We start from the raw sequence: 12839 nt of genomic DNA, 5'->3' as shown, positions 1-12839 counted from the left end.
GAGCTAGAGAACGCAGCGGTTGCCGTAGTCGAACGAGCGCACCCGGATCGCTTGCCCCAGCGGGTCGCCGTCGGTCAGCAACCCGATCAGCTCGTCGTCTTCGGTGCTCGCCAGGAAGCGGCGGCCGTCGGCAGCCAGCCGGCCGATGGCGATCCCGGTGAGACGCCCACCGTCATGGCGGACCGTGTACGTCTCGATCGTGGCGGGGCCGTCGGCCTGCTCGGTAACCGGTCGGCTGGCCCCGCTGTCGATTTGTGTTTGCAGCTCGGCGCTGCGGTCCGGCTGCCATTGCGCCGGGGCAGTGGAATAGACCCCGACCGAGTACTTGCTCATGCTCCCGCCGTTGACGCCGACGAGCCCGAACCGTCCCGGCTCGCTACGCATTCGGGCTACGGTCTCGGCCACCGCATGCATCGAGTAGTTGTTTCCCGCCCCGCCGAAGAACGGCAGCCCACCGGTGAGCGTCAAACCGCGCGGGTCATCGGTCGCAATCCCCAGACCGTCGCAGATGTTGAACACCGGCACCGGAAAGCAGCTGTACAGGTCGAAGGTGGCGATGTCGTCGACACCGACACCGGCCACCCGGAGCGCCTCGCGCGCCGCCAGCACGGCTGACGGGGCGTGCCCAAGATCGGGGCGCTGCAGCAGGGCCTGCTCTTGCAGGTCGGCATGCCCGCGAAGGTAGACCCACTTTTCCTCGGGAACCCCGAGCCGGCGTGCGGCCGCAACCGACATCACCAGCGCGGCCGCGCCCTGGTTCACCTGATCGCGCGCGACCAGCAGCCGGGGGTAGGGCTCGGCGATCATCCGATTACGGTCGGTGACCGTGATCAGCTCCTCGACGGTGCGCTCGATTGGCGCCGCGGCAAAAGGATTGCCGGCCGCGATCTTGGTGAACGGCGCGAACAGCTCGCCCATCCGCCGCAGGTAGTCGGCCGGGCCGAGGCCCGTTGCGGCCCGGCGGGCATTCTCCAGCAAGCCGTATTGGGTGGGCGCATCCACCAGGCCGTGAATGATCGTGTAGCGCGTGATCAGGCCGTCGATGCCAGGGCCGCGGTCTTGCAGCTCCCCGTCGACGATTTCCGTGAAGTCCGGTTTGTCGGCACGCCCAGCGAAGTGACGACTGGTCGACGTCGCATCAGAGCCGAACACCATCGCGACTTCGGAGCTGCCTGCCGCGATCGCGCCGGCCAGCTCGGTGATCAGGTGCTGGGGCCCCTGGCCGCCGACGATCTCGAGGATCGCGCGGGCCGGATCCGCCCCGATCCGCTGGGCCACCGAGCGCGGATAGTTGTTGGACCGGCCTAACGGGGCCTTGGGGACGGGCCCGGAGATCTCGAACTGTCGGACGCCCGCGACGGTGTCGATGGCCGCGGCCACGTCGGCAGCACAGTCTTCGAGAGCGGCCTGGGCAGCGGCGGCGGCCAGCTCAACGGCCGACATCCCCTGGTAGTCGGGGTCATCGATGCGTTCGACAGCCTGTCCGACACCGACAATGACCGGCGTACCCGGATCAAGATCCATAGGATCACTATCTACCTAGCCGAATCACACGTCTGCGCCGGGGCGTCGCGGGGGCACATTCACGCCCGAGATATCGCCCGGAACTGGGATAACACCGCCGGTGGGCGCGTACGATTAGCAGTCCGGAATGTATCTGTCATTCCCTGCGCCGTGGAGGTCGCAGATGTCTTTTCTCACCACAGCGCCCGAGTTTGTCAACGCGGCAGCGTCGGATCTGGCGAGCATCGGCACGGCAGTCAGTCAGGCCAACGCGGCCGCCCTTGCCCCGACGACGGGGGTGCTGGCCGCCGGCGCCGACGAGGTGTCGGCCGCCATCACGGCACTGTTCGGGGCACACGCGCAGACCTATCAGGCCCTGAGCGCTCAGGCGGCGACTTTTCATGCCCAGTTCGCACAGCTCATGGCGGCAAGCGCCGGACGGTATGCGACCGCCGAAGCCGCCGCCGCGTCGCCTCTGCAAACCCTGGAGCAGCAGCTTCTCGGTGTGATCAATGCCCCCACCAACGCCCTGCTGGGACGCCCGCTGATCGGCAACGGGGCTGACGGGGCACCCGGGGCAGACGGCCAAGCGGGCGGGCTGCTGATCGGAAATGGCGGCGCCGGCGGCGGGGGCACCGCCGCACATCCCGCCGGCGGCAACGGCGACGCGGCGGGGTTGTTTGGCAACGGCGGAGCCGGCGGGCCCGCCAAGCCCAGCAGCAACCAGGCCGCTGGCGGCAACGGCGGGGCCGGCGGGTTGCTGTTCGGCAACGGCGGAGCCGGCGGCACCGGAGGGTCCGGCCTCGGCGGTGTCGGCGGTAACGGGACCGGGACCACCACCACCGGTGGCACCGGCGGGATCGGTGGCCACGGCGGTTTCTTCAACGGCAATGGCGGTACCGGCGGCGCCGGCGGATTCGGCCCCACCGGAGGGGCTGGCGGGGCCGGCGGGGCCGGCGGCACACTGTCCGGCTCCGGTGAGGACGGCGGCATCGGCGGGTACGGCGCCGGTGGAGACGGCGGCGGTGCCCGCGGGGCCGGCGGTGACGCGGGCTTGTTGATCGGCGACAGCGGGGCCGGCGGCTCGGGAGGACCCAACGGCGGCACTGATCCCGGCGGCACCGGCGGCAACGGCGGGCGTGCCGCGTTGCTCATCGGTTTCGGCGGGAACGGCGGCAACGGCGGGGTGGGGACGGCGACCACCGGCACCGGCGGCCAGGGCGGCGACGGCGGTCAGCTGATTGGCGTGCCAGGCAACCCCGGCCTGCCGTAGCCGCCGAACACGGGGCGCGACAAGTGCCCGAGCAGACGCAAAATGGCACGCTTCCAGACGGAAGCGTGCCATTTTGCGTCTGCTCGGCGTCTAGAGACCCTTCAGGATCTCCCGGGCCAGCACCGCGGTCTCCGACGGGGTCTTGCCGACCTGTACCCCGGCGGCCTCCAGGGCTCCTTTCTTGGCCGCCGCGGTGCCCGAGGAGCCGGACACGATGGCACCCGCGTGCCCCATGGTCTTGCCCTCCGGCGCGGTGAATCCCGCCACGTAACCGACAACCGGCTTGGACACGTTGGCCTTGATGAAGTCGGCCGCTCGCTCCTCGGCGTCCCCACCGATCTCACCGATCATCACGATCAGCTTGGTGTCGGGATCCTTCTCGAACGCCTCGATGGCATCGATGTGGGTGGTGCCGATCACTGGGTCGCCACCGATACCGATCGAGGTGGTGAAACCGAAATCGCGCAGCTCGAACATCGTCTGGTAGGTCAGCGTGCCGGACTTGGAGACCAGCCCGACCGGGCCGGCGCCGGTGATGTTGGCCGGGGTGATGCCAACCAGCGCCTGCCCCGGGGTGATGATGCCCGGGCAGTTGGGCCCGATGATGCGGGTCTTGCCGCCCTTGCCCAGGTTGTAGGCCCAGGCATAGGCGGTGTCTTGCACCGGGATCCCCTCGGTGATGACCACCAGCAGCGGAATCTCGGCGTCAATGGCCTCGATGATCGCGTCCTTGGCGAACTTCGGCGGCACGAAGATGATCGAGACGTCGGCGCCGGTCTTTTCCATCGCCTCGGCGACACCGCCGAATACCGGCAGCTTGATTACCCGGCCACCCTTGTCCTCGTGCGTCACGGTGGTGCCCGCCTTGCGCGCGTTCACCCCGCCGACGATTTGGGTGCCGGCCTTGAGCATGCGCGCAGTGTGGACGGTCGCCTCGCTGCCGGTGATGCCCTGGACGATGACCTTGTTGTCCTTGTTCAAGAAGATCGACATCGTTCAAAGTCCTTTCAGGCGCTGGCCAGCTCAGCGGCCTTGTCGGCAGCCTCGTCCATCGTCGGCACCAGCGTCACCAGCGGGTGGTTGGCGTCGGTCAGGATGCGGCGGCCCTCCTCCACGTTGTTGCCGTCGAGCCGGACCACCAGCGGCTTGTTCGCCTCGGCACCGAGGATTTCCAGCGCCTTGACGATCCCGGTGGCCACCGCATCGCATGAGGTGATGCCGCCGAACACGTTCACGAACACGCTCTTGACCTGTGAATCGCCCAGCACGACATCCAGGCCGGCGGCCATCACCTCGGCCGAGGCGCCGCCACCGATGTCGAGGAAGTTGGCAGGCTTGACCCCACCGTGCTTCTCACCGGCGTAGGCAACCACGTCCAGGGTCGACATCACCAGGCCAGCACCGTTACCGATGATGCCGACCTGGCCGTCGAGCTTGACGTAGTTGAGGTCGTGTTCCTTGGCCTTGAGTTCCAGCGGATCGGCGGCCGCACGGTCTTCGAACTCGACGTGATCGGGGTGCCGGAAGTCGGCGTTGGCATCCAGGGTGACCTTGCCGTCCAACGCCAGGATCTGGTCGTCGGGGGTACGCACCAGCGGGTTGACCTCAACCAGGGTGGCGTCCTCGCCGACGAACAGGTCCCACAGCTTGGAGATGGTTACCGCGGCAGCGTCGAGCACCTCGGCCGGCAGGTGGCCCTGTTCGGCGATGGAGCGGGCGAATGCCAGGTCAACCCCCTTGGCCGCATCCACCGGGACCTTGGCCAACCGATCGGGCTTGGTGGCGGCCACCTCCTCGATCTCCATGCCGCCCTCTACCGAGCACATCGCCAGGTAGGTGCGGTTGGCACGATCGAGCAAGAACGAGATGTAGTACTCCTCGGCGATGTCGCTAGCCTCAGCGACCAGCAACTTCTTGACCACGTGGCCCTTGATGTCCAAGCCGAGGATGTTGTTGGCGTGTTCGTAGGCGTCGTCGGGCGTGGCAGCGTACTTGACGCCACCGGCTTTGCCGCGACCACCGATCTTGACCTGCGCTTTGACCATTACTGGATGACCGATTTCGGTGGCAATAGCCCGCGCGCCCTCGGCGGTGTCAGTCACCCGCCCCAGCGTAGTAGGTACATTGTGCTTGGCGAACAGTTCCTTCGCTTGATACTCGAATAGATCCATGGGCTCACTGTCTTCGCTCGACTTGCTAGACCAATAGGGAGGCGATACCAAGATTCGGCAATTCGCACGGTTGCAAACTGTATCTAGGCGCCAAATGAGCCCGGCGATCACATCCACCGGTGTGGCGCAGGTCACCGAAAATCCGCGGATCTAAACGTGATCCAACTCACATTTTAGGCAGGTTCCCAAACTGAGGTTGCCAGCCACCTCCGAGAGCGGATACCGTCTCAGGGTCCAGATAACGTTATGGTCACAATACGAGGACATTTCAGCATTGTCCCAGCACCGATACGCCCGCACTGCCGTCGTTGGCGACCCTCGCACATCCCGCGATCGTTGGCTCCAGCACCATCGCAACGAAGTCACCGAGATCATCCCACTGGATGGTTTCGACGAGCTTGACGAGCTAGAGCTCGCCGATCTCGACGACTTGGACTTTGGTGATCCCGAGTTCGACACCGGTCGGCAGCTCCTTCAAGCGCCCGAGCTTGACGATCTCGACGAGATCGACAATCTGATTCCGGCGTGGTTGGCAACCCCCAGCCCGGTACTGGTCGACGCGACCAGCGAGGCTCTCCCCGAGCCAAGCGCTGCTGTCCCCACGGCCGCGAACGTCGCCCCGGCACCCCGCCGTGGTGGCCAGCACAGCAAGCAGTCCACCAGTGCAGCAAAGGGTCGACTCCTGATTGGGTCCATGGCCGCCGGTGCAGCCGCCGCCGCAGCGCATACCGTGACCCACCAATCCGACGTCACCAGCATGGACACCGTGCTGACCGCGAACGCATCGGCCCTTATCGGAGGCTCGGACAGCAACGAGGCCCGCGGGGTTCAGGTCATCGCCGCACAACCGGCGACCAATGTCGAGGCACACAAGGCCGAGTTCGCTCGCGGTGTGGCCTTTGCCCAGGAACGCGCCCAGCGCGAGGCTCGACTGCAACAGCCTCTGTACGTCATGCCCACCAAAGGCATTTTCACCTCCAACTTCGGCTACCGCTGGGGTGTGCTGCACGCCGGGATCGACCTCGCCAACTCCATCGGAACCCCGATCTACGCGGTATCGGACGGCCTGGTGATCGACGCGGGCCCCACCGCCGGCTACGGCATGTGGGTGAAAATCCGCCACGCTGAAGGCACCGTGACGCTCTACGGGCACGTCAACACCACGCTGGTCAATGTTGGACAGCGGGTGATGGCCGGCGATCAGATCGCGACGATGGGCAACCGGGGCTTCTCCACGGGCCCGCATCTGCACTTCGAAGTGCTCCAGGGCGGCACTGAGCGGATAGACCCGGTGCCCTGGCTCGCCAAGCGCGGCCTGAATGTCGGCAACTACGCCGGCTGACCGTTGACCGCACCGGGCGACCCCGCTGCGAGCGAGACCCCACCCGATCCGTCCCCGTCCGCCGACGAGCCACGGACCCGCATCATTCGGCGCGCGCCGACGGGACCACAACCGGTGACGACGGACTCCGCGACCGCCAAGATTTCGCACCGCCCAACCTCCCTTGACGAGACTGCGCGGGCAGACCGGCTACCGCCGTTGCCCGACGGGCTGCCCGTCGAGCCAAGCTCGCGGACGGCGGTCGCAACCGCGGCCGTCAGCATCGTCAACGGATGGGCCACCTCGGTGGTTGCCACCGACCTGATCACCGGCTGGTGGCGCAGCGACCGCCTGTTCTGCATCGCGGTGGGATTTCCGGCGCTGGTCTTCGCGAGCTCCACCACCGCCGGGGTGATCATGCTGTTCCTACGCCGCCCTTTCGGGCGCTACCTGATCGTGGTGGGCGCCGTGGTTGCGGTATTGACATACGGTGGCGTGTTCATCGCCGGCGCTCTCGTCGCTTGGATCGTGCACGCCTTTCCGGTGTTGCCGATCGCGAGCGCGGTGCTGGCGCTGCATCCCCAGACCAGGCGCTGGCTTTTCGACTAGCCGGCTCCGGCCGAATGTGTTCTCACTGCGACGATTTCGCAACTTTTTCGCAACGAGTTCAGGTTCGGCGAGTAGCCGCTAAAGCTTGGCGACCGGGGCGTGGTTATGCATCAGCTTCACCCGTCCCGAGCTACCGAAGTCGATCAGCGACATCGCCGATTCGCCGACACCGGATACTTCCTCGACGCGGCCCAGACCGTACTTGTCGTGTGTGACGCGATCGCCGGGCTGCAGCACCAACAGCGGCCGCTTGCTCGTGCCCGTGCGGACGGGTGCTGACCGCGCAGTGCCAAACCGGCCGGCTCCACTCACAGGCGCGCTGAACGACGGCTTGGGCGCAAGGCGGCGCCAGTTGAGGAGTTCCTGAGGTATCTCCCGCAGGAACCGGGATTCGGGGTTGAGCATCGGCTGCCCCCAGGAAGACCGGACGATGGCCCTACTCAGGTAGAGCCGTTGCCGGGCCCGGGTGATGCCGACGTAGGCCAGTCGCCGTTCTTCGGAGAGTTCGTTCGGATCATCCAGTGCCCGCATGTGCGGGAACATCCCGTCCTCCCACCCGGTCACGAACACCACCGGGAACTCCAGACCTTTGGCGGTGTGCAGGGTCATCAGGGTGACCACGCCCGCGCCATGCTCGGGAATATCGTCGGTGTCGGCGACCAGCGACACCCGTTCCAGAAAGGCCGCCAGCATGCCGGTGTCCGGCACATCCTCGGCATCCGGTTCGGGCTCGGCGGCATTTGCCAGGTCGGTGCTGAATTCGTGGGCAACGCTGACGAGTTCGTTGAGGTTGTCCAGCCGGGCCAGCTCCTGCGGATCGGTGGAGGACTCCAGTTCGCGGCGGTATCCGGTGCGTTCCAGCACCGCCTCCACCAACTCACCGAGATCCCCCTCGGATGAGTCGAGGCGTCCTCGCAACTCGTCGAGCAACTCGACAAAGCCCGCGATCGCCTTCTCCGCACGGCTATTGAGCATCGGCACCTTGCCCTCGGCGGCGGCCACCAGAGCGTCGGAGAAGCCGGCGCCGGTGTTCTCCGCGTACACCGCCACACAGGCCTCGGCACGATCGCCGATGCCGCGGCGCGGCGTGTTGAGGATGCGCCGCATGCTGACCGCATCGCCGGGGTTGTCCAGCACCCGCAGGTAGGCGACGATGTCACGAATCTCCTTGCGCTCGTAGAAGCGCACGCCGCCGACGACCTTGTAGGGAATGCCGGCGCGGATGAACACCTCTTCCAGCGACCGCGACGAATTGTTGGTGCGATAGAAGACCGCGACGTCGTTGTAGGTGATCTCGTCCCGCTCGGCCAGTGCGTCGATCTCTTCGGCGACGAACCTCGCCTCGTCGTGTTCGTTGTCGGCGACGTAGCCGACGATCAACTCCCCCGCGCCAGCATCGGTCCACAGCCGCTTCTCGCGACGTCCGGAGTTGCGCGAGATCACCGAGTTGGCCGCCGACAGGATGTTCTGTGTCGAGCGGTAATTCTGTTCCAGCAGAATCGTTGTGGCATCGGGATAGTCGCGTTCGAAGTCGTCGATGTTGCGAATGGTGGCGCCGCGAAACGCATAGATCGACTGATCGGCGTCGCCGACTACGCACAACTGCGCCGGGGGCACGTCCCCGGGCTCGTCTTCGCTGCCGCGACCAACCAGTTCCCGCACCAGGACGTATTGCGCGTGGTTGGTGTCTTGGTATTCGTCGACCAGAACGTGCCGAAACCGGCGCCGATAGTGCCCGGCGATGTCGGGAAAAGCTTGCAGAATGCCCACCGTCTCGCCGATGAGATCGTCAAAGTCCAGCGCATTGGCGGCCCGCAGGCGGCGCTGATATTCCGCGTAGACCGATGCGACGGTGCGCGCCAAGTCATCGGAATCCTCCGACAGATCCGACACCGCCCGATCCGGGTCGATCAATTCGTTTTTCAGATTGGAGATGGCATTGGCCAGCAAGCGCGGCGAGTATCGCTTGATGTCCAAGCCCATATCGCGCCCGATCATCTGCAGCAGCCGCCGTGAATCGTCTGCGTCATAGATCGAGAAGTTCGAGTTGAGGCCCTTGATCAGCGCCGCCTGGTTGCGCAGGATGCGCACGCAGGTCGAGTGGAAGGTGGACACCCACATGTACTTGGCCCGGCCGCCGACCAGGCTCACCACCCGCTCCCGCATCTCGGCGGCGGCCTTGTTGGTGAAGGTGATGGCCAGGATCTGACCGACCCCAACACCGCGGGCCGCGATCAGGTAGGCGATCCGCCTGGTCAGCACCGCCGTCTTGCCCGAGCCCGCGCCCGCGACAATCAGCAGCGGCGAGCCTTCGTGCACCACGGCCTGGCGCTGTTGTGGGTTGAGACCTTCCAGCAGTTGGTCGGCATCGGGCGCTTGAACAGTCATGTCCGCCCAAACTTACCGCCGCCCGCCGACGACTTGGCGCCGACGGGGTCCAACGCCCAGGCGAGCGTCTGGATTCGGGGTCAGTTCCCGAAGCCCGATTGCTGGTCACCCTTGTTGAGGCCGCCGGAGCTGCTGGTGCCCGAGTTGGCGAAGCCCGAGTTGGCGGTTCCGGTCTGGATGAAACCGGAGTTGTCCGTGCCGGTGTTCATGACGCCCACGTTTCCGGCCCCGGTGCTATTCCAGAATCCGATGTTGAGGTTGGCCGAATTCCCGACTCCCACATCATTGGTGCCCGTGTTGAAGAAGCCGGTATTGGTGCCGCCGGTGTTCTGGAAACCCGTTTGGTTATTGCCCACATTTCCGAAACCCTCGCTTGAGGTGCCGGTGTTCTGGAAGCCCGAGTTGTCGTTGCCGTCGCAGGGCTCCGGCGTTGTTGATTAGCAGGCTTGTGAGCTGGGGAATTGTGGATTGAGGAGGTCTAGGCGGCGGTTGGCGGTCAAAGCGGTGATCCGGCAGGCTTCGGCGATGTTGTCGGCGCCGTTGAGGCGGTGCAGATTGATCGCAGTGTTGCGTAGCGTTGCTAGGACCTGTGCGCCGTTTCCGGTATGTGCCCTTTGACGGTCTTCGTCGAAGGTGACGTCGCGTATCCAGTGCAGGCTGTTCTCGATTCCCCAGTGTTGACGCATCCAGGTCATGATCGCGGTAGGGCGGGCGTGCTCGAACGGCAGGCTGCAGATGGCATAGACCACCTCCACGCTGCGCTGGTCGGTGGCGGTGATCAAGCGTTCACGAGTGATCCGGATGATTTGTTTTGCGTAGGGGAAGCCGATTCCTCGTGCAGCGGTGATGATTTGCAGGGTGCGGGTCTCGACACGGCCGTGGCCGCGGGAGTCGTCGGTAGCGGCTGCGGGCACCTCGGCCCAGGGCAGCGCGGTGATACGCGCAAGTATTTTGGCTTGGTTGGACTTGACGATCATCAGGTAGTGCGACTTCAAGGTGGCGCAGATCAACTTCGCGGTGACGACCTGGGTATGCATCGCATCCACGGTGACCAGCCACCGCAAGCTACCCGGCAGCAGCGTGAGCAGGGCACGTACGCAGGGAATTTCATTGCTTTTCTCGGCGACAGCGAGTTGACCGAGCACCAATCGGGCACGGTGGGCGAACACCGACACGAGATGCGTGGCTGTCGCTTTGGCGCGTAAAGCACCACGCAGCATCTTGCCGTCCAACGCGATCGGCACCAATCCACTGGGGTCGCTGCTGGCCACGTGTGCAGTGAAGTAACTGCCCATCCTGGCGTTGAGGTCGGCGGGGTCTAGCCGAGACAAAACAGCACGGAAGGTCTTCTCACTGGGCCGCCGGAACCGGACCCCTAATTGGGCCAACACATCATCGGGAGCGGTGGCCGCCCATGTGGCAAAACCAGCATAGCCGCGCATCCCCGCGGCAGTGGCCAGAACCGCGATCGCCAACAAAGCCATCAGCGAATACCTCCGACCGCGTGGGTCCCTCGGGTCTGGCACCGAGGCCAACACATCGAGAAACTCCGATCCGATGAGCTCGCTGCGCTCACCAGGACTCCAGCGGTCGAACACCTCTGGAACCGACGACACAGGCAATACTGAAACGGTAGGCACGGGCAACTCCAGACCAACGACGAACAGTAACCAACTCGATCGTTCTCCAGATAGCCCGTGCCTACACTCCGGCCCCAATAGCGCGGCACCAAAGATCATCAACCCAGCTCACAAGCCTGCTAATCAACAACGCCGGAGCCCTGGTTGCCGTCGTTGTTGAACCCCGAGTTTCCGCTGCCGGTATTCCCGAAGCCGGAGTTGGTCGCACCACTGTCGGTTGCGATACCGAAGCCGGTATTGACCTCACCGGAATTGCCGGCGCCGGTGTTCGTGCTGCCCGAGTTGAGGAACCCGGTGTTCACGCTGCCCGAGTTGAGGAACCCGGTGTTGTCCGAACCCGAGTTGCCGAAGCCCACGTTGGCACCGTCGGCGTTCTCATAGCCGACGTTTCCGGATCCCGCGTTGCCGAAGCCCATGTTGAAGCTGCCGGCGTTGCCGAGCCCGACATTGTCGTGACCGGCGTTCATGAAGCCGACGTCGCCGGCGCCGGAGTTGCCGACGCCCAAGCAGGTGTTGGCCGAGTTCGCCATGCCGGTGTTGAGCGAGGCGGCGTTGACGAATCCGGTGTTGAAACTACCGGAGTTGCCAATGCCGGTGTTGGTGTCACCCGAGTTCCCTATGCCCCAGTTTCCGTCACCGGAGTTGAAGAAGCCGACGTTGTTGTTGCCCGAGTTGAACACGCCGATGTTTCCGCTTCCGCCATTGAGTCCGTTGAAGTTGATGCCAACCTGATCGTTGCCGCTCAGCCCGATCCCAAAGTTGTTGTTGCCGGTGTTTCCGAAGCCCACGTTGCCACTGCCAAGGTTTCCGAAGCCCACGTTGTTGGCGCCCAGGTTGCCGAAACCCACGTTGCCGCTCTTGGTGTTGCCGAAACCGAAGTTGTTGCTGCCGCGGTTCCCGTCACCAAAGTTGAAGCTCCCGAAATTTCCGCTACCGATGTTGTAGTTTCCGGTGTTACCGAATCCCTTGTTGCCACTGCCACTGTTCCCGCCGCCGATATTTGCGCCGCCGGTGCTTTGGTAGTTCCCGAAGCCGATATTTCCGTTTCCGCGGTTACCGCTGCCGAAGTTGTTCGACCCGATGTTCCCGCCGCCCAGATTGAAAAAGCCGTTATTGCCGTTGCCGAAGTTGACGTTGCCGCCCCGGTTTCCGCTGCCGAAGTTGAAGTTTCCGATGTTGCCGCCGCCGAAGTTGAGGTTGCCCGTGTTCCCGTTGCCCAGGTTCGCGATTCCGGTGTTGCCGAATCCGAGATTCCCGGCGCCGAGGTTGCCGATTGCCGCCAGCGGGCTCAGGGCAGGGACATTCTGCAGCAGCTGTTCCCACGGTGACAGCGCCGCCGCCACCGCCGACGCCCCCGAGTGGTAGCCGAACATGGCCGCGACGTCCTGCGCCCACATTTCCTCATAGGCGGCTTCGGCGGCCGCAATGGCCGGCGCGTTTTGACCGAAGATGTTCGACATCACCATCTGCACCAACGCATTTCGATTGGCCACCACCGCGGCCGGCAGCACCATCGCCGCCCGCGCCGCCTCGAACGCGCTCGCCACCATCTTGGCCGCACCGGCCGCACCGACCGCCTGCGCCGCCGCCGCACTCAGCCAACTCGTGTAGGGCGCGACCGCAGCCGCCATTGCCGCCGATGCCGGGCCCTGCCACGCCTGCCCAACCAGCCCGGAGGTCACCGATGCGAACGAGGCCGCCGCCGACCCCAGCTCGCCGGCCAGGCCTTCCCACGCCGCCGCGGCCTGAAGCATCGGGGCAGAACCGACGCCGGTAAACATTCGCAGGGAGTTGATCTCGGGAGGAAAAATCGAAAAGTTCATTGCCGCAGCCCTTCCCAATAGCGGTCTTAGCCAGGCTTCGAAGCTGAGCCGCCGCCTCCCGGCCGCACCGAATTCGGAGCCTGCGAATATCCAAGCTCCTGGATCCGGGAT

9 protein-coding genes and 1 pseudogene are annotated in these 12839 nt (G+C 65.3%); 3 read left to right on the top strand and 7 right to left on the bottom strand.

Annotation, left to right across the window (positions count from 1 at the left end; all coding sequences use genetic code 11):
* Positions 1–3: 3 nt before the first annotated feature.
* Positions 4–1524: an acetyl-CoA acetyltransferase gene (locus SHTP_RS04475; RefSeq protein WP_096369896.1), complete on the bottom strand. Its 1521-nt coding sequence runs from the start codon at positions 1522–1524 to the stop codon at positions 4–6.
* Positions 1525–1687: 163 nt separating this feature from the next.
* On the opposite strand from SHTP_RS04475, the gene SHTP_RS04470 reads away from it, so the two are divergent.
* Entirely contained in the window at positions 1688–2776 is a 1089-nt protein-coding gene (locus SHTP_RS04470; protein ID WP_096369895.1) for a PE family protein, read from the top strand.
* A 90-nt stretch (positions 2777–2866) separates the two neighbouring features.
* On the opposite strand, the gene sucD is transcribed toward SHTP_RS04470, so the two are convergent.
* Together sucD and sucC are read right to left on the bottom strand one after the other, a co-directional pair.
* The gene (sucD, locus tag SHTP_RS04465) at positions 2867–3769 is read right to left on the bottom strand and encodes a succinate--CoA ligase subunit alpha (protein WP_096369894.1); all 903 of its coding nucleotides are present in this window, start codon (positions 3767–3769) and stop codon (positions 2867–2869) included.
* A 14-nt stretch (positions 3770–3783) separates the two neighbouring features.
* Entirely contained in the window at positions 3784–4947 is a 1164-nt protein-coding gene (gene sucC / locus SHTP_RS04460; protein ID WP_096369893.1) for an ADP-forming succinate--CoA ligase subunit beta, read from the bottom strand.
* A 274-nt stretch (positions 4948–5221) separates the two neighbouring features.
* Here sucC and SHTP_RS04455 point away from each other — a divergent pair, with 274 nt between their 5' ends.
* Both SHTP_RS04455 and SHTP_RS04450 read left to right on the top strand, forming a co-directional pair.
* Positions 5222–6289, top strand: a complete 1068-nt coding sequence (locus SHTP_RS04455; protein ID WP_096369892.1) for a M23 family metallopeptidase — start codon at positions 5222–5224, stop codon at positions 6287–6289.
* Between the two features lie 3 nt (positions 6290–6292).
* The gene (locus tag SHTP_RS04450; protein WP_172900503.1) at positions 6293–6877 is read left to right on the top strand and encodes a hypothetical protein; all 585 of its coding nucleotides are present in this window, start codon (positions 6293–6295) and stop codon (positions 6875–6877) included.
* 78 nt (positions 6878–6955) lie between these two features.
* Here SHTP_RS04450 and pcrA read toward each other — a convergent pair whose 3' ends face one another.
* From pcrA to SHTP_RS04430, 4 genes and pseudogenes are all read right to left on the bottom strand, one after another.
* On the bottom strand, positions 6956–9265 hold the full coding sequence (gene pcrA, locus SHTP_RS04445; protein ID WP_096369890.1) for a DNA helicase PcrA: 2310 nt from the start codon (positions 9263–9265) through the stop codon (positions 6956–6958).
* A gap of 80 nt (positions 9266–9345) precedes the next feature.
* Complete coding sequence (locus SHTP_RS04440; RefSeq protein ID WP_231991705.1) at positions 9346–9621, bottom strand: hypothetical protein; 276 nt, start codon at positions 9619–9621, stop codon at positions 9346–9348.
* A gap of 81 nt (positions 9622–9702) precedes the next feature.
* A complete protein-coding gene (locus tag SHTP_RS04435) occupies positions 9703–10905 on the bottom strand; it encodes an ISAs1-like element IS2404/ISMul1 family transposase (protein ID WP_420811867.1) in 1203 nt (400 codons plus the stop codon).
* A 131-nt stretch (positions 10906–11036) separates the two neighbouring features.
* Positions 11037–12728, bottom strand: a pseudogene (locus tag SHTP_RS04430) (PPE family protein); the annotation flags it as partial.
* Positions 12729–12839: the final 111 nt, after the last annotated feature.

The organism is Mycobacterium ulcerans subsp. shinshuense, from assembly GCF_002355775.1.
Classification (GTDB): Bacteria; Actinomycetota; Actinomycetes; order Mycobacteriales; family Mycobacteriaceae; genus Mycobacterium; species Mycobacterium marinum.
The sequence above is the reverse complement of the archived record's forward strand: the minus strand, read 5'-3'. Positions and strand labels throughout refer to the sequence as shown.